This window comes from Macrococcus carouselicus, from assembly GCF_004359515.1.
Classification (GTDB): Bacteria; Bacillota; Bacilli; order Staphylococcales; family Staphylococcaceae; genus Macrococcus; species Macrococcus carouselicus.
Genome location: NZ_SCWD01000001.1, coordinates 431,914 through 450,462, shown reverse-complemented (window position 1 = coordinate 450,462; position 18,549 = coordinate 431,914). Strand labels below are relative to the sequence as shown.

Sequence of the window (18,549 nt, the reverse complement as noted above, 5' to 3'; positions counted from 1 at the left end):
CCTTATGACAGAAATGGTGGATAACTTTCAAGGTCTTTTCTTATGTGTCTACTAAGTAACTGAGCTTGTACATAGGGTATAAGTCCTATCGGCACTTTTTCTCCTATGAATGGATGTATAATTTCAGAATGCTTTCGTTTTTGCCATAATGTCAGAACTTTATCGCGTCCTTTTTTATTCAATAAGACCGCTCCATTTTCTTTTATTTCAAAATCTTGAGGTGCTATTTGTTTTCGATTGATCAAAGTGATAACGAATCGATCAACGAGATAAGGTCTCAGTTCTTCTATCATATCAAGTGCAAGACTTGCCCTTCCTGGTCGGTCCGTGTGGAAGAATCCCACATAACTATCTAATCCTACAGATTCCAGTGCTGATTGGACTTCATAAGTTAGAAGTGTATATAAATAAGATAAGATTGCGTTAACTCTGTTTAAAGGGGGCCTTTTGCTTCTTGTCACAAAAACAAAATCTTCTTTCTGATATAAAATGATATCATCAAAACATTGAAAGTACATTCTAGCAGCATCACCTTCAATGCCACGCAAGCTATCTTTGTTATCTACTTGCTTACAGAGAAATAACTGTTTTTTGAGATAAGTTTCAGCTACTTCCAGACGAGTAGCATTCACTTTATCTCGATGATCTCTTAAAGTTCTCAGCAATACTTTACGGCTATTGATAATTTTAGCTTCAATACATCTTTTAGCAATCTGCAGCGACCTTCCATCGTCTGCTATCCTGTATTGTTCTCTTCTAAGCAGCACATTCCCGTTTGTGGTGCCAATATATCTTCCGCAAAACCTTCCTTCTGGCGTCAGAAATGTAAGCGATATTTGATTTGTATTCGCAAGTTCGATAGCTGAAGGACTAGCACCGATATAACTAAAACAAACAATACTTTCAATTATATGCGCAGGAAATCTTTTAAAAACTTTTCCGTCTTCTTTTATTACGAAATTCTCACGTTCTCTGGATAAATAGAAATTTTCGTTTGTAATGTATAGGGTATTCAATAGTTTTCTCATACTAAGTCCTCATCTAAGTGATTAGACATATAATTGCTGATACTGACTTTCTTTTTAGTCAGGCGTGGCATGCAGATGTTTATTAATGAACATTCCTGGCAGTTCTTATACATTTCTGCTTCCATTGTAACGCCCGCTTGGTATATCTTATGCATCTGATCCGCAAGAAACTTTACTTCGTCTTTTAATTCAGTGGTTATTTCTATCTTTTTCTTCTTATTAGTCTGATTATAGTATAGATAAGCGTAAGATATTTTAATATTAAGTGTTTCTTCAAGACAGATGACCTGAGCAATCAATTGAACAACATCCCGGTTATCTTTCTTTTCTTTTCCTCGTTTGAATTCAACAATCGTCGGCTGCCATTTTCCTCTTTTTCCTTCAACGTGAATACCCTTTTCACTCTTTTCGAATTCAACCACATCAAGAATACCGGATAACCCCAGCGTTGCTGAGGATACTGGCATTGCTCTCGAAATAAAATAATTTTTTCTTTTCTCTTTAATATATGGATTATCTGCTTTCTCATGAATAAGTTGACCTTCAACTGTCCAACGATTCTCTTCCCACTGCTGCTCAACGTGTATCAAACTCCACTGTCTTTTACAAAAATAAAAATGCTGGATTCCACTGAGCATAAGATAATCATTTTCAGCATACATAATTATATGCCTGCGAAATGCTCGACCTGAAGACCTAACTGCTTATATTCATTTAATTTTTCCTCATTGAGTCCCATAGCGTAATCTTCATATGTTGATTTCATTGAATTATCGCTATTATAACTGATTAGAGATTTAATTTTCGCACTGGATACATCTCCTATTTTTGAAGAATGCGTAAACCAATAAATATCTTTGACTTCCATTGAACCTTCCGGTCTTGCAGAAGATGAATCATTGATAAATAACGTTCTGAGTGATTCTTTGATCACGGCTAAATCTTTTTTACTAAACCCTGTTTTTTCTGCATAAAAACAATTGACCGCTCCGTATATAATGTAGGTACCAAACTCTACAAAATGTTTCGTTCCCATAGTATCAGATGACCGTGTTTTATCTCCTTTTGGTTTCATTCCATTCGTGCTTCTAGTAATCTGCATTGAAGTGATTTCAATAGGATCCAGCGATTTCGCAATACCAATAGAGACAGGTCCTCTAATACCGATTGACTTGCTATTGTAAGTGATGACTTGACCAAATGAGCGGACATCCAACCATTTTTCATTTGCTTCTTTTTCGGCCGCTTCATCTGTTACTTTTGCACCGATTGCATCCGTGTAACGCTCCTCAAGTGAATTCTTCTCATCATCGATACGATCGCGTGACTGCACGAATATAGAATAGCCCTGATCCTGCATACGATTACGTATTTTTCGTTTAATACAGACATCACTGATTTCACCGAATCCTTTTGAATCTGTTCTAGGCATATTACCTGCTAGTGGATCACCATTAGGATTGGCATTATTAACTGTAACTGTAACGATGAAATCAATTTTATTATTCAGCATTTTCTAATTCCCCCGGTTCTGTTTTTTTAGTGAATATATATTTAATTTCAGCATAATAGCCAAAAATAAATTCATAATTTAACTGACTGTTAAGATCTTCGCTTGAGCTATCGTGTAGCATATTAATGATTTCATTCTTTTCTTTAATGAGTGTGTGATAGATACCTGGCTTAGTTTGATTGAGCTTTTTCTCATAGCTTTTAAGCTTGCTTTCTAAAGTTTGCATAATCGTTGCAGGATTATTTGTATAGGATGTCCAGAATTTCTCTGCATTAGTAACTCTTTTTGTCTCAGAGTCGAAAGTACTGGCCTCAATTCGTTCATATACAGCTAGTAGACGTCCATATAAGTATGATCGATCTGTCTTTTCTTTGTTTACCATTTCACTGAAAGTCTCCTTTTGATTATTTAGTATCGCTAGTGAAACAAATAACTGGTTAGACCATGTATTTTTATAGCGCAGCCTATTGCGACAATTAAGATCGGCAGTGAGAAAGTAATTGGTCGGTAAGACTTTACCATCTATAATAGAGGTCACTAAATTTCTGATCTGCATCTTTTTGAAACTACCGTTATCCATTACCATTTGATTTTCACGTTCAACTCCAAAAGTTGTTATCATCATATTATAGATATCTGGCGTCTGAAGAATAGTTCCATCCGCTTCTTTCTTAAAGCGCCACCATGAATTTGTGGCTTGCCACTTTTCTAGATTTGCCAGCAGTTGTGAGACTTTAAGTTCTTTAAAATATTTTAAAGATATTCGCCCATTACTCGCCTTATCAATAATGGCTACATAATAATTTTCAGTTTCAGATAACTTGACATTTCCTCTAATAAAACTTTTGCCAATCTGACGATTATGTTCAGTGACCGGCTGACTGAGAGTTTCATTTTCTAAATGCTGGTTCATCAGAGCCAGAATACCTCCGCCCTGCTGTGTAATATTCACGTTCCGCTTATTAGATATATCATCCGAAAACCAGTTGATTAAATACTGCTGCTCACCAAGCCATTTATGACTATTGTCATTTTCCAATAGATATTTCAGCATCAGATGAACTTTTTCTGTTGTCCGGTAGCCAATACGCACAATGTCAGATTTCTCTTTGAAACGACCTATATAAGTTTCTTTATTATTACTGACAGAAATAAGTTTAGCATTCCCCAGCAAACCTCGATGTTTCTGAGTCATATAGTCTTCTTTACCACTAATATTGCAGATTCCGTTAGAAGGTAAAAGTGAATCTGCATATTGAACATAATCATTGTGAAGCGGACTTAAATTTGATACAGTTGCTGTCTTTTCTCCTCGGAAGTCAACCACAGCAAATGTGACGAATACACTGGCCATTTCTATTTTTTGCGCTTTTCCTTTTTCATCATAAAACTTAATTACTGAGTCCTCTACTTCGGCGTTCATCCCAAGATATAACTCATCGATAACCAACTTCATTAGATTGTCGTTTTTTAGAAGACAAAGAACTGCATTAAGAAAGATACGACTTTCTTCCGTTTCAGCATTTTCATAAAACTGATTAAGTCCTCTTAGATACGATTCATGTTTAACGGTGAAGTCAGGTATTATATATTGCATTTTATCAGACAGGGGATGCGGGGGTGGATTTGATCCAGAACGGGAAACAGATTGCTCAGTAACCGGGAAAATGATCACTTCATCATCTGGGAGATACTCAGCTGTCTTGAATTGCCCTTCTTTACTCAGATAAATACAGATGATATTTTTATTTTTGGACTTCATACTACTATGATAAAGCGGTAAAAGTATTGTTTTGTTTGGATCATATTCTCCAGCAATGCCTAAATTCTCAGCTGTTTCGTATGCTTTAAGCAACGCAGTCATAAAACTCATATTTTCACTCCTTTCTTTCGTACTCCATCAGTTCTGTCGCAACGTCCTTTATTTCTTTGGGTGTTTTAACTATGTAAGAAGACAGTTCGTTCTTAAACTCGCATTCCTCTTGAGTCTTAAACTTAATCACACCATTTTTCATAATGGTGTTTGCAAAGTATGACTCAAGTCGTCCGGCTGTGACTGATGGAAATTTAAATGAGTGAAACATAATACCAAGCGAGATGGTCTGATTGCTGTAATAACTCTCCGCTTCTTCATACATTTCTTCAGTTATTGCTTCGACATGTGCTAAACATTCTCTAGTTCCTAAAAAAATGTCACGTCGCCCCCCTTTTAGAATTGAACGTTCCATTATCGCTTCATGCTTCCTCGCATTGCGGTCGTAGCTTAAGTCCTCCCTGTTTACATTCCATATAAAATGATATTTAACCAAGTACTCTACGTCCTCAAGATAGGTGACATAATTTAAATCCGCTTTGCCTTTACCAACCATTGCACGAACTCCTTTTGTGTCTGTTAAAATGGGTTTCATCACTTTTACTTCTTCAACTATGTTAGTGAATGTAGGTTTAAAATATATAGCATCTACTATACCGTGTAAGCCTTGACGAGTCGGAACGGAATAACTAAACCTTTCTCCTCCCCCTTTTGATTCAACAGATGTCCAGAGGGCATAGTCTCCGCTCACCTTAAAGTAAAATGATTTTGATTGAAATGACATTCTTTTCCCTCCTAAAAAATAAAGTCATCATTAATTTCGACAAGACCAACTTCATCGTTATAATAACCTTCTGTAAGAATATATACCTGATCATCCAGAAATGACATTGTCTTGTCCCTGACAGCATTGAAATCATATACACTGATGGTATATGGTTGAAGCTGATTGAGCAGATTTTTAATCTGAACTAGTTTGCTTGAATCATAACCTTGTTCATAGAGTTCAATTGCTCTAATCAAATCTTCTATCAACTCTTTACTATTCTGATAATAAACAATAATACCGGTAGTTTGATTGTTAATAAGCCTGATTTTAGATCCAGCTGTTTGAAAAGATTGTCTTAGACCATTTAAAATCTTGCTTTTCTGACTTAGATTTTCATTTGTAGATAATAGAGATACGCCTGTCCGCTGGTCTTTACCGAGCGGAAAGTCCATAAGTGACTGGTGATTCGCGTAATAATATTCGTAGAAGACATCGTTGAACCTTGCCATATCTATTGCCCCAGTATAGTCACCAATTAGTCGTTCTGTTATCTGGACTTTGTCCCGAATGGTTCTAAGTGCACTCGACTCTAGATTTTCAAAACTTTCCACTGTTTTTGCCAGTTGTACATATCCTTTAGAGTAATTACCGTTTCGATTACAGCGTCCCATTGACTGTACTATAGAATCGATTCCGGCATAAGATCTGATTAATCTTTGGAAATCAACATCTACTCCCGCTTCAATCAGCTGTGTACTCACACAGATAACAGGTCGTTGCTGATTTAAATCCGACTGAACTTGCGCTATAATATTCTGCCGGTGTTTCGGGCACAAATTGGTCGACAGGTAGTATAGCGGACGTTCAGTTCCTTCAAGTGCATCTATCACTTTTTTTACTGCTTTTTTTGTATTCAGAATCACCAGAATACTGTCATTTTCATATCTTTTGACGTAATCAATTATCACTGATTCATCTATGGGTTCTCCTTGATTTAAGTTATGCACTTCTGTACGGTCAAAAATCTGTCTCTCTTCACCGGTTAAGTGAACAATATTTTTAATTGATTCGTCCTGATACCTGATTTTATACTGAATATACTGTGAATTGTAGAGAGGCTGTGTAGCGGTACAAAGGATAATAGTCGATTGCATAGTATAAGCTATAAAATTAAGTGTCATATTAAATAAATGCACCGTTTCAGCTGGCAACGACTGAACCTCATCCAGAATAATGACACTATTAGCCAGTGAGGAGAATCGTCTTATATTATTTGATTTACCTGTAAAAAGAGTCTGAAAGAACTGAACCATTGTGCTTAATATAACAGGACTTGACCACGTATCTTGAAGATACTGTTTTAAAATTTCATCTTTTTCATCAGTGTCATTATCTTTTGTTTGGATGACGTTAGAATGATGCTCAGTAATATCCTTATCTTTTAATATATTCTTAATTTCAGCCGCATTCTGTTCAAGTACTGATAGAAAAGGCGTAATATAAATAAAGCGATCTTTATTCTGATGGACTAACTGTTGCATTCCATATCTCAATGAAATAAGAGTCTTGCCGGCACCGGTAGGTAAATTAAGCTGATAAATACCTTTCTGATCACTTCGTCCTCGGATAAAGGCGTTTTCTGCTAAGCTACTACGAATCTTATTAATTTCTGATGTCGGCTTACCGAACATTCTGTAGTGCGTTTCAACTGCATTTAAGTAGGTAAGCTTCTTTTCATCAATAGCTTCTTTTTTCAATGGCTCTATCACTTTGCCGTACGCATTTATGGTGTCTTCAATATCAGCGTTTTTCAGGTATGATAGCATCAGTCTCACTTTTAGACTACTATAAAAAGCCGCTTCTTTGACATCTTCAGTTTCCAGTGTTTTACTGAACTTCTTATATTCTTCGAATGATTTTTTTATGCATAATGTTAAATCAATCTGATACCTCTTTAAAAGACTATTCACGAAGGTTTGAACATCCTCAGAATAATGATAATCTTTTATCTTATTTTTAAGTGATTTGATACTAGGTTCATGCTCATCATTCGTGTCGTAGAAGACTCGTTTCTCCAGGAAGTTACACCGACTATCGGTCCGTAAAATATCATAAAGCCCATGGTGAGCAGTGATGACATACAATAGGACATCAAAGTATTCTTGAAATAGTTTGAAATCAGCCTCTTCTGGCCAGACTGCCTTCTCTCTATTTATGTATTCCAATAAATACTTAGCTCCTGCTGAAGAATGATTGACATGAAGAGATGGCTCCACCTTAAGTTTATGTTGAAATAATCGATCTGATTTTCCGGCATCATGGAGAAGTCCAAGCAAGAACAATGAATGTTTTAATCCTACTTTATCAGCTTCAAGCGAAGCATTTTTAGCTACATTTATCAAGTGTTCTTCTAATAATTGTACTTTGTTCAGATTTTGATCAATATGAGCAATCAGCTTCATAGTTTATACCTCATTTTCTCCCTGAAAATAAATAACAAAATACAATTTTAATAAAAATTTCCTTCCCTTTTCTAGTATAATTTGCAAGTTCCTCTCATGCAAGCGAATTCATAGAAATTATTGGTAGCTTTATTAGGCATTAAAAAAGACTACTTTTATAATAAAGGATTCTATTATTACTTTTTTTATATTTTTTCAAAGAAAAAAAGACAAACTCAGTATAAAAATGAGTTTGTCTTCAATCTGAGACTATTTTTATAATAAAGTAGTCTTTCTCATAATTTAAAACGGTAGGTTCATGCCCTGGAACGGGTTACGGCCTTTTTTGCCTTTTTTCATTCCTGAGAACTGTTTCATCATTTTCTTCATCTCATCGAACTGCTTGATCAGCCTGTTGACTTCTGCCATACTGCGGCCTGAGCCTGCTGCGATACGTTTCTTGCGTGAGACGTTGATGATCGATGGATCTTTCCGTTCTTTCGCTGTCATCGAGCGGATGATCGCCTCGACGTGGTCAATCTGTTTCGGGTTCATGTTCAGCGACTGGACGTTCTTCATTTTATTCGCACCTGGAATCATTTTCAGCAGGTCATCCAGCGGTCCTAAGTTTCTGACCTGATCCAGCTGTTCCAGGAAGTCATCGAATGTGAATGAAGAAGTCTTCATCTTCTGCTCAAGCTCTTTCGCTTTCGTCTCGTCAACAGATGCCTGTGCTTTCTCAATCAAGCTGAGCACATCACCCATGCCAAGGATACGTGAAGCCATACGCTCCGGATGGAACGGCTCAAGTCCGTCCATCTTCTCGCTCATACCGACGAACTTGATCGGTTTCTGCGTCACGCTACGGATTGAGAGTGCGGCACCCCCACGAGTGTCGCCGTCCAGTTTCGTCAGTGTGACACCTGTGACGTCAAGCTGGTTGTCGAAGCTCTCCGCTACGTTGACCGCATCCTGGCCGGTCATGGCATCGACGACGAGCATGATTTCGTCCGGTTTGGATACTTCCTTGACATCAACCAGTTCATTCATGAGCGCCTCATCAATATGCAGTCGACCTGCCGTATCAATGATGACGAAATCCAGATGTTCTTCTTTCGCGTGTGCAAGCGCCTGACGCGTGATCTCTTCCGGTTTGACCTGGTCGCCTAACGTGAAGACCGGGATATCGATCTGTTTACCGACCGTCTGCAGCTGCTGAATCGCAGCGGGACGATAGATATCACATGCCACGAGAAGTGGTTTCTTGTTGAATTTCTTCCGCATAAGGAGCGCCAGTTTCCCGGCAGTGGTGGTTTTACCTGCCCCCTGCAGACCGACCATCATCACGACTGTCGGTGGCTTCTTACTCATATTGATCTGTGTGTTCTCGCCGCCCATCAGCTGGGTCAGTTCATCCTGAACAATCTTGATGACCTGCTGTCCCGGTGTCAGTGACGTCATGACATCACTGCCGAGCGCACGTTCTGAAACTGTCGCCACAAACTGCTTCACGACTTTGAAGTTAACATCGGCCTCAAGAAGTGCCAGCCGCACTTCGCGCATCATCACTTTGATGTCCGCTTCTGTTACCTTCCCTTTACCTTTGATTTTCTGCATGGTCGCCTGGAGTCTGTCTGATAATCCTTCAAATGCCACGCTATGACCCCCTATTCAATCATTTCTAACTGTTCTAATTTTTCGATTAAGGCTTCACTGTCTGTCATGTCCTTCATCTCTGTAATGAGCTGCTGTCTCTCCTCGAACTTACGGTACAGTCCGAGCTTGACCTCGTAGTCCTCCAGCAGTTCGTCAGTCCGTTTAATATTATCATAAACGGCCTGTCTCGACACGAGAAAAGCCTCTGCAATCTCTGACAGTGACTCATCCTCCAGATAATAGCGCTCAAGGTAGTTGCGCTGCTTATCCGTCAGCAGTCCCTGATAGAAATCGAACAGATAGTTCATCCGCATCGTCTTATCGATATTATCCTGCATGGTTGCTCTCTTCTGTATCTTCGTCAGTTGTTTCAACGCCGCTGTTCTCAATCATGTCAGCGAATAAACCGTAGACATAACTTTCTGCATCGAATGGCTGCAGGTCGTCCAGTTTCTCACCGAGTCCGACAAATTTAACCGGGATATGCAGTTCGTTACGGATAGCAAGGACAATACCACCCTTCGCTGTACCATCCAGTTTCGTCAGGACGATACCTGTCACATCTGTCACTTCCTTGAAAGCTTTAGCCTGAACGAGTGCGTTCTGCCCTGTCGTTGCATCCAGTGCGAGCAGAACTTCATGCGGCGCGCCCGGCACGGCTTTTGATAGAACTTTCTTCACTTTCTGCAGTTCGTTCATCAAGTTCGCCTTATTCTGCAGACGGCCTGCTGTGTCACAGATCAGAATATCCGCCCCTTTATTTTTAGCGGCATTGATGGCGTCATACATAACAGCTGCGGGGTCCGACCCTTCAGCCTGCGTCACGACTTCGACACCGACGCGGTCTCCCCATACCTGCAGCTGTTCGATGGCGCCGGCACGGAATGTATCCCCTGCTGCCAGCATCACGTGCTTGCCCTGCTGACGGTAACGGTGTGCGAGCTTACCGATGGTCGTCGTTTTACCGACACCGTTGACTCCGACCATCAGGATGACCGTCAGATCATCTTCCTGGATATTCATCGCCTGCAGTTCGTCGTCTTCCTGCTCGTAGATTTCAACGATCTTCTCGACGATGACTTCACGGAGATCTGCGGTCTCAGTGATATTCTGGCGTTTCGCCTCGAAACGAAGGGATTCCACCAGTTCCATCACTGTGTTGAAGCCGACGTCTGCCTGAATCAGCATCTCTTCAAGTGCCTCGAAGAAGTCCTCATCGACCGTACGATAATGAGCAAGCAGATCGTTCAGCCGGTTCTGGAAGTTCTCACGTGACTTCTCCAGACCCTGGCGGAACTTCGCACCGATCTGCTGTGCCTCAAGCTCCTCAAATTCTTCAATCGACATCAGGTCATCATCATCGAAGTCAAATGACCAGTCATCATTCTTCGGTGCTGGCTGTGAATAGGTCTCTGCAGGCTGATCGTCATGTTCCTGTGGTTCCAGTTCGTCTAGCGGCAATTCTTCACGTCTGTCTTCAGTCGGCGCAAATCTATCTTTCAGTCTCTTAAAAAAACTCATTCTGTTAGCTCCTTTATGTCATTATGATTTAATTGATTCAAGTCCACGCTGACCATCTGGGTGATACCTGAGTTCTGCATGGTTACCCCGTACAGGCGGTCCGCTGCTTCCATTGTACCTTTTCTGTGGGTAATGACAATGAATTGTGTATCGTCACTCAGTGATTTCACATAGCTGCCGAAACGGATGACATTCGCCTCGTCCAGTGCTGCCTCCACTTCGTCCAGTATCACAAACGGCGCGGTCCGCACCTTCAGGATGGCGAATAACAGGGCGACCGCTGTCAGGGCACGTTCCCCGCCTGACAGTAATGTCAGGTGCTGGCGCTTCTTGCCCGGTGGTTCAATCATGATGTCGATGCCTGCGGTCAGGCTATCGTCGTTGTTCAGCTTCAGTTCACCGCTGCCGCCGCCGAAAAGTTCCCGGAAGACCTCCCCGAAGTTCGACTGCACCTTGCTGAACGTGTCATTGAAACGGGTCGTCACCTCATCATCCATCTCTCTGATGATGGTTTCCAGTGTCTCCTTGGCAGCAAGCAGATCGGTCTCCTGCTCTGTCAGGAAATCATAGCGTTCCTTGACATCCTTATACTGCTCGATGGCGCCGGGATTGACGGGTCCCAGTTCATCTATTGCCCGTTTCGTCAGCTTGACGCGCTGGCGAAGTGATTCTATATCATGTGGCTCACTATACTGCTCTTCAGCTGACTCATACGTCATATGATAGTCTTCCGTCAGATGATAGATCAGGTTTTCAAGCTGTACATCTATACGGGCATATCTGCCCTTCATATCACCGGTACCATTCTCAAGACCGCTGATCTGCCGCATCAGTTCGTGATAGGTCTCCTGTCTGTCAGCGAGTGCGGCAGTGATGTCGTCGCCTGCTGCTTTAGCTTGATCCAGCTGTGCTGAGACACTATCCAGTTCACCCTGGTCACTGCTGATCTCAGCTTTCAGCGCTTTAATGGCCTCTTCCAGGTTCTCTATGCTGTCAGCTGATTCAATATCGTTCATCGCCGTCTCAAGCTGGGTTCTCCGCTTAGAGTTCTCCTTTTCTCTGTCGTGCTGATACTTCTGTCGCTCTTCCAGTATCATCCGCTGCTGACGAACCTCTGTCAGAGCTGCTGTCGTCTCCCGCTCAATTGACTGGGCATCTGTCTGAAGCTGCTGGTAATCCGAGATTCGGCTCTCTATCTCCTTTAATTCCTTCTCTTTATCAGCGACAGCTGCAGTCAGCTGCTGGCGGGTAGTGGTGAGCTCTTTCTTCTGAGTGACACGGGCAGCGTGCTGCTGCTGACGTGCTTTCAGTTCAGAGAGTCTGGCATTCTGAGCGTCGCGCGCTGACTTCAGCTCTCTTTCTTCCTCTGCCAGCGCCTCACCTTCGTTGCGAAGCTTCTGAGACCTGAGTTCTGTCTCTGTCAGTTCGCTCTTGAGAGCAGCGAAGGCTGCCTCCAGCTCTGTCAGCTGAGCGGTATATACCTCGATCTGACCGGCCAGCTGAGTGATCTCCTCTTTCTGCTTGAGCAGTGCAGACGACTGATTCACGCTGCCGCCTGTCATGGAGCCGCCCGGGTTCACGACATTACCATCAAGCGTGACGATACGGAATTTATAACTGATGAGCTGTGCCAGGCGGTTCGCCGCCTCCATATCAGCGGCAATGATGACGCGTCCTGTCAGATTGCTGATGATGGAAGTATAACGTTTCTCAGTCTGAACCAGATCACTGAGAATACCGATATAGCCATTCTCATCTTCCAGTCGGGTCCGGATGCTTTCAGCCATACTTCTCGGCTGAATCGTTGTCAGAGGTAGAAATGTCGCTCTGCCTCCTTTTTGTTTCTTCAGGAACTGGATTGCTGTCCGAGCACTCTTCTCATCGCTTGTCACGATGCTCTGCAGCTGACCACCTAGCGCTATATCAAGCGCTGTCTGAAATCGAGGTTCTATCGAGATAAGCTCAGCGATAGCACCGTGGACACCATCCAGCTGTTCTTTCAGTACGAGTCTGACCCCCTGATAATAGCCCTGATATTCTGCCTGCATCGCTGTCAGACTCTGATGCTTCGCTTTCAGTCTGTCGATATAGCGGTTGGCCTGACGCAGCTGCTCATCTAGTTCATGATAACGGCTGCGCTGACTGCGGATGGTTTCAAGAGACTCTTTATAATCCTTCCGGCAGGTAGCAAGCGTGCGCTCAAGCGCTGTCAGTCGGTCTTTCATATCAGCCTGTTCAGCTACCGTCTGATCGTAAGCCTCAGCATCCTCCGCGCTCTCTTTTGAAAAATACTGCGCTAGCTGAGCGAGCTCTTTTTCAATATATTTCAGTTCGTTTCTTGCGGCAGTCTGCTCACTGAGAATCTGATAGTAACTGTCGCGTGCTGTTTCAATCAGTGATACGACGTCACTGTTCAGATCAGACAGCTTACGTACATATGCACGTTCTTCCTGACGAAGGTCTCTCAGTTCCGTCTGCAGTTCTGTCTGCTCTGATGCCAGCTTTTCTGCTGCCTGATTGACGGTTGCTAATTCAGCAGTCAGCTTCTCAAGTTCTTTCTGCTGACGCGCTTCTGATTGTGCGAGATTGTCCTGTTTTTCATACAGTACAGATAACCGGCCCTGACGTCGTTCGAGTCCTGTCGACAATTCAAGCTGCCGACGGTTCAGTTCCTCCTGACTTGCGGTCAGACGGTCACGGTCATGATTCATCTCACTTAACTCTGTCTCCAGTCTGCCCGCTCGCGCCTGCTTCAGTTCAATCATTTCAGTGAACTCTTTGATCTCCTGCCCGAGACGTGTGTATTCTGTCTTCAGCTCTCTGATATCCGTCACTGTGACCTGGATATCCGCCTCTTTCATCTCCTGTGTGAGCGCCTTATATTCCTCAGCAGCAGCGGCTTCCATCTGAAGCGGTTCAACACGTGCTTCCAGATCGAAGATGATGTCATTGACACGTGATAGATTCAGCATCGTCTCCTCCAGCTTTGATGCTGTTTCTTTCTTACGCTTCTTGTATTTCAGAACACCTGCTGCCTCTTCTATCAGATGACGTCTGTCCTCCGGCTTGGCGTTCAGTATCTCATCGACTTTACCCTGTGAGATCATACTGAACGATTCCTTGCCGAGACCCGTATCCAGGAACAGCTCCGTAATATCCTTCAGCCTGCTTTTCGTCCCATTGATAAAATATTCACTTTCTCCGGAACGGTAAAGTCTTCTGGTGATATTGAGCTTACTGTCACTGACGAATGCATCCTCAAGCTTCAAAGTGACCTCCGCATAATTGAGCGGCTGCCGCTTCTCAGTACCTGAGAAAATGACGTCTTCCATGCGTGCGCCGCGCAGACTCTTGGCAGACTGTTCCCCCAGCACCCAGCGGATAGCATCCGTGATGTTACTTTTACCTGATCCGTTCGGTCCGACAATCGCCGTCAGTCCTTTGTCGAATTCAACCGTTGTACGGTCAGCAAATGATTTGAATCCATATGCGTCTACTGCCTTTAAATAAACCATCTTATTCTCCTAACTGCACGGTTTCAAGCGCAAGACGTGCAGCCTGCTGCTCTGACTCTTTCTTAGTCCGGCCTGTACCGACACCAATGACAGCCGTGCCTGCAAGTACTTCAGAAGTGAACTCCTTGAAATGAGCGGGACCGCTCTCATTGATCAGCCGGTAAGTAATCTGTCCTCTTCCGTTTTTATGCATATATTCCTGCAGATAAGTCTTGAAGTCAAGCGTTCCCGTCAATAGTTCATCAGCGATATAAGGAAAGATGGCTTTTTCGGCAAAAGTGACCGCCGCATCAAAGCCGAGGTCCAGATACAGTGCACCGATAAAGGCTTCAAAGACGTCTGCAATCAGTGATGGCCGGGTTCTTCCGCCTGTCTTTTCCTCTCCCTTCCCTAACAGGATGAGATCAGCAAAATTCAGATGTGAGGCAAATGTCACAAGTGATGGTTCACAGACGATAGACGCCCGTAATTTTGTCAGCTGTCCTTCTGACATATCGCTATGTTCTCTGTAAAGATATTGAGAAACCACCAATTCTAACACCGCATCACCTAAAAACTCGAGACGTTCATTATCCGTGATCTTGTTCATTTTAAAGTCATTGATAAAACTTGAATGGGAGAATGCCTGCTCATAGATTTTCGGGTTGCGAGGTATAATTGATAGCTCCTTCATTTTGTTATCGAATTTCTGATGAAACTGATATAAGATCGCATGCTTTTTGTTCATAAATGTCCTCCTTGACGTTATCTATACTATTTTACGTTAAAAAGAGACGAAAAAAAAGAAAAAGTGGTCTCGACTGAGACCACTTCGTCTTATTTGTTTAAAGATTCGATGAAATTAACTGCGTCACCAACTGTGTTGATTTTTTCAGCTTCTTCGTCCGGAATCTCCATACCGAATTCATCTTCAAGTTCCATCACGAGTTCCGCGATGTCTAAAGAGTCAGCACCTAAGTCATCTTTGAAAGAAGCTTCAGGTGTTACTTTATCAGCATCCACACCTAAACGGTCTACGATGATGTCTTTTACTTTATCGAAATTTGCCATTGTTTTCACCTCCTTGAAATGATTACTGCATGAACATGCCGCCATTGACATGAATGGTCTGTCCTGTAATATATTTTGCCTTATCAGACGCTAAAAAGCTAGCAGCATGTGCAATGTCAGCTACTTCCCCGAACCTGGCCAGCGGAATCTGCGCCTTCATCGCCGCCTGGATATCTGCGTTCAGTTCATCCGTCATATCGGAGACGATAAAACCGGGTGCGATCGAATTGACGGTGATACCCCGGGAAGCAAGCTCACGGGCAAAGGTCTTCGTCAGCCCTTCGACACCTGCCTTAGCTGCGACATAATTGGCCTGCCCCGCATTACCGATTGAGCCGACGATACTTGAGATATTGATGATTGTACCGGAACGCTGCTTCAGGAGCTGTCTCGTGACACCCTGCACAACGTTGAAGACACCTGTCAGATTGGTATCGATGACGTCCTGCCATTCGTTCTCCTTCATCCGCATCATCAGATTATCACGTGTGATGCCGGCATTATTGATCACGACGTCGATTGAGCCGAATGTTTCAATCGCCTGATTGATCATCGTCTTGACCGCTTCTTTATCAGAGACATTCGCCTGAACGGCGATGGCTTTACGGCCTGACTCTTCAATTAAGGAGACGACTTCCTCCGCTTTGTCTTTGCTGCCTGCATAGTTCACAACGATATCATAGCCATCTGCAGCGAGCTGCAGTGCGATGGCGCGACCAATACCGCGCGATGCACCTGTTACTAGAGCTGTTGCCATTATTTATTCCACCCTTCGATATCTTCCAGTGTTTCAATAGACGTGATTGTCACATCACGGCTGATTTTTTTTACTAATCCGCCCAGCACCTTGCCGGGTCCGACTTCAACAAATTCTGACACGCCCGCATCCATCAGGTTTCTGACTGACTGCTCAAAACGGACCGGTGAATACAGCTGTCTGATCAGCTGCTCCTTGATGGTATCAGCTGCAGTTTCAGGGCTGGCTGACACATTCTGTATGACCGGAACCTTAGCATCACTGAAGTCAAACTGATCGATATAGTCACTGAACTCATCAGCAATCACCTGCATCATTGATGAATGAAACGGTCCTGAGACATTCAGAGGCAATACCCGTTTGGCACCGAGTGACTTGCCGTTTGTCACCAGCTCATCAATCTTCGTCTTATGGCCTGAGACCACAATCTGTCCGGGACAGTTGATGTTGGCAGGTTCTATCACAGCGTCTTCAGTCGAAATTTCATGACAGATCGCTTCAACTTCCTCCAAGGTCAAGCCGAGTACAGCTGCCATGGAACCGACACCTTCAGGAAATGCAGAGGCCATCAGCGCACCGCGCTTGGCAACAATCTTCACTGCATCTTCAGGCTTCAGTACGCCGCTTGCGACGAGTGCGGCATATTCACCTAAACTATGACCGATCGTATAGTCGAAGTCACCCCTGAATTCAGAGAAGAGTGCTGCACTGTGACTGACGATCGCAGGCTGCGTATACTGTGTAAGGTTCAGCCTGGCTTCGTCCTGCGCCATAATTTCTGGCACATCGAATGCCAGACCCGCTGTCAGTTCCTGCACCTGTTCCGTTAAATCTGCTGCCATGCCGACCTTCTGTGAGCCTTGTCCCGGAAACATCAGTACACGTTTAGTCATGGGCAATCTCTTCTCTCATCGCAGCGATGACATTTTCTTTTACCGATTCCTTTGCCTGGCGGAGCGCGTTGTAGTAGGCAACACCGTCCGATGAACCATGGGCCTTGATCACGATGCCGCTCAGACCGAAGAGAACCGCGCCGCCGTACTCTGAATAATCCATCTTGTTCTTAATATTTTTCAGGTCTTTATTCAGCACAGCTGCCGCTAGTTTATTCTTTGTGTTTTTGGTCATTTCAGCTTTCAGCATCTTAAAGATGTTATGAGCAGAACCTTCCAGCGTCTTCAGCACCATATTGCCTGTATAGCCGTCAGTCACCACCACATCTGCCACTGATGACAGCAGACCTTTTGATTCAATGTTACCGATGAAGTTCAGCGCCTTGTGCTGAGACAGCAAGGTGAAAGCCTCACGCGTGAGCGCATTCCCTTTTTTGTCCTCAGTACCGATGTTGAGAAGCCCGATAGTCGGCTTGTCGATTTTACGGATGGCCTTCGCATAGATATTGCCCATCACTGCATACTGCTCAAGATGTTCAGGTTTTGCATCTGCATTCGCTCCCATATCGAGCAGGACGAATCCTTTATCATCCACTGTCGGCAGTGTCAGTGCCAGAGCAGGACGTTCCACACCCGGCAGACGACCGACAATAAACAGGCCTGCTGACATCAGTGCACCGGTATTACCCGCTGAAACGCAGGCGTCAGCCTCGCCATATTTGACGGCTTCAGCCATGCGGACCATAGATGCATCCTTCTTGCGGCGGATGGAACGGACCGGTTCATCCTCCATCGTGATCGCTTCCGTACAGTGCTGGAAAGTCACGCGCTCATGTTCAAACTTGTATTTCTCGTCTCCGAACAGGAGAATCTCAACATCCGCGTCTTTTTCAAGCAACATTCTGACGCCATCTATGACGATTTCAGGTGCATTATCGCCACCCATCAAGTCGACTGCTATTTTTATCATGCTTCTTCCCCCTCACCAAAATAATACATTACAAACTTGCCTTTGAAGACTTCCTGCTGCTGAACCATGCTCGTCACTTCGATTGTGGCACGTTTCTTTCGTTTCTCTTTCAATACAGCTTTCGTCACGACTCTATCACCTTCCTTAACCGGTCTGATGAACTTGACTTCGCTGCTTACGGTCAGCGCCAGTTCATCATCCAGCAGCGCAACGCATAGTGAGTTCGCCTGTGCGAACAGGAAGTGGCCACGGGCGATCTTATTGCGATAAAAGACGTGCTCCTCCTTGATTTCAAGAAGCGAGATAGCCACTTTATCCAGCTGCAGCTCGATGATCTCACCGATGACCTCATCAAGCGGCAGCGCCTTCACTTCATCATGGTTCTGTGCTGCGACATCACGTATACGCTCACGCAGCTCGGGTATATTCTGTTCCAGACGGTCCAGGCGAATCGTCTGGATGCTGACGTTGAATAAATCACTTAGATCTTCATCAGTCAGAAACGGATTCTCCCGCAGCTTAGCTGCCAGCTGCAGCTGCCGATCATTTTTAATCAACTTCTTCATCCTAGTACATCCTTTTAGTAGTTGGTACTAACTAGTTTATCATACAACCTTGTGTCT

Annotated in this window: 16 protein-coding genes; all 16 read right to left on the bottom strand. The window is 43.6% G+C overall.

Annotated elements, in window-relative coordinates; all coding sequences use genetic code 11:
• Nucleotides 1–2: 2 nt before the first annotated feature.
• The 16 genes from cas1c to fapR all read right to left on the bottom strand — a co-directional run bounded on the left by cas1c (nucleotide 3) and on the right by fapR (nucleotide 18,492).
• The gene (cas1c, locus tag ERX40_RS02240; RefSeq protein WP_133416872.1) at nucleotides 3–1,028 is read right to left on the bottom strand and encodes a type I-C CRISPR-associated endonuclease Cas1c; all 1,026 of its coding nucleotides are present in this window, start codon (nucleotides 1,026–1,028) and stop codon (nucleotides 3–5) included.
• Nucleotides 1,025–1,690 (bottom strand): CRISPR-associated protein Cas4, encoded by a 666-nt coding sequence (gene cas4, locus ERX40_RS02235; protein ID WP_208001640.1) that lies wholly within the window; start codon nucleotides 1,688–1,690, stop codon nucleotides 1,025–1,027. The genes cas1c and cas4 overlap by 4 nt, the downstream gene beginning before the upstream one ends.
• A gap of 2 nt (nucleotides 1,691–1,692) precedes the next feature.
• Nucleotides 1,693–2,541: a type I-C CRISPR-associated protein Cas7/Csd2 gene (cas7c, locus tag ERX40_RS02230; protein WP_133416870.1), complete on the bottom strand. Its 849-nt coding sequence runs from the start codon at nucleotides 2,539–2,541 to the stop codon at nucleotides 1,693–1,695.
• Nucleotides 2,531–4,414 carry a type I-C CRISPR-associated protein Cas8c/Csd1 gene (gene cas8c / locus ERX40_RS02225; protein ID WP_133416869.1) on the bottom strand — a complete coding sequence of 628 codons (1,884 nt, stop codon included), beginning with the start codon at nucleotides 4,412–4,414 and terminating at the stop codon, nucleotides 2,531–2,533. The genes cas7c and cas8c overlap by 11 nt, the downstream gene beginning before the upstream one ends.
• A 4-nt stretch (nucleotides 4,415–4,418) precedes the next feature.
• On the bottom strand, nucleotides 4,419–5,138 hold the full coding sequence (cas5c, locus tag ERX40_RS02220) for a type I-C CRISPR-associated protein Cas5c (RefSeq protein ID WP_133416868.1): 720 nt from the start codon (nucleotides 5,136–5,138) through the stop codon (nucleotides 4,419–4,421).
• An 11-nt stretch (nucleotides 5,139–5,149) separates the two neighbouring features.
• On the bottom strand, nucleotides 5,150–7,585 hold the full coding sequence (gene cas3, locus ERX40_RS02215; protein WP_133416867.1) for a CRISPR-associated helicase Cas3': 2,436 nt from the start codon (nucleotides 7,583–7,585) through the stop codon (nucleotides 5,150–5,152).
• A gap of 282 nt (nucleotides 7,586–7,867) precedes the next feature.
• Nucleotides 7,868–9,220, bottom strand: a complete 1,353-nt coding sequence (gene ffh, locus ERX40_RS02210) for a signal recognition particle protein (RefSeq protein WP_133416866.1) — start codon at nucleotides 9,218–9,220, stop codon at nucleotides 7,868–7,870.
• Between the two features lie 11 nt (nucleotides 9,221–9,231).
• Nucleotides 9,232–9,558, bottom strand: coding sequence for a putative DNA-binding protein (locus ERX40_RS02205; protein WP_133416865.1), 327 nt, complete (start codon nucleotides 9,556–9,558; stop codon nucleotides 9,232–9,234).
• Complete coding sequence (gene ftsY / locus ERX40_RS02200) at nucleotides 9,548–10,741, bottom strand: signal recognition particle-docking protein FtsY (protein WP_133416864.1); 1,194 nt, start codon at nucleotides 10,739–10,741, stop codon at nucleotides 9,548–9,550. The genes ERX40_RS02205 and ftsY overlap by 11 nt, the downstream gene beginning before the upstream one ends.
• Entirely contained in the window at nucleotides 10,738–14,256 is a 3,519-nt protein-coding gene (gene smc / locus ERX40_RS02195; RefSeq protein WP_133416863.1) for a chromosome segregation protein SMC, read from the bottom strand. The genes ftsY and smc overlap by 4 nt, the downstream gene beginning before the upstream one ends.
• Before the next feature lies 1 nt (nucleotide 14,257).
• Nucleotides 14,258–14,983 carry a ribonuclease III gene (gene rnc / locus ERX40_RS02190; RefSeq protein WP_133416862.1) on the bottom strand — a complete coding sequence of 242 codons (726 nt, stop codon included), beginning with the start codon at nucleotides 14,981–14,983 and terminating at the stop codon, nucleotides 14,258–14,260.
• A gap of 89 nt (nucleotides 14,984–15,072) precedes the next feature.
• A complete protein-coding gene (locus tag ERX40_RS02185; RefSeq protein ID WP_133416861.1) occupies nucleotides 15,073–15,306 on the bottom strand; it encodes an acyl carrier protein in 234 nt (77 codons plus the stop codon).
• A gap of 22 nt (nucleotides 15,307–15,328) precedes the next feature.
• A complete protein-coding gene (fabG, locus tag ERX40_RS02180) occupies nucleotides 15,329–16,063 on the bottom strand; it encodes a 3-oxoacyl-[acyl-carrier-protein] reductase (protein WP_243712894.1) in 735 nt (244 codons plus the stop codon).
• Nucleotides 16,063–16,956, bottom strand: coding sequence for an ACP S-malonyltransferase (gene fabD, locus ERX40_RS02175; protein WP_133416859.1), 894 nt, complete (start codon nucleotides 16,954–16,956; stop codon nucleotides 16,063–16,065). The genes fabG and fabD overlap by 1 nt, the downstream gene beginning before the upstream one ends.
• Complete coding sequence (gene plsX, locus ERX40_RS02170; RefSeq protein WP_133416858.1) at nucleotides 16,949–17,926, bottom strand: phosphate acyltransferase PlsX; 978 nt, start codon at nucleotides 17,924–17,926, stop codon at nucleotides 16,949–16,951. The genes fabD and plsX overlap by 8 nt, the downstream gene beginning before the upstream one ends.
• A complete protein-coding gene (fapR, locus tag ERX40_RS02165; protein WP_133416857.1) occupies nucleotides 17,923–18,492 on the bottom strand; it encodes a transcription factor FapR in 570 nt (189 codons plus the stop codon). The genes plsX and fapR overlap by 4 nt, the downstream gene beginning before the upstream one ends.
• Nucleotides 18,493–18,549 lie beyond the last annotated feature (57 nt).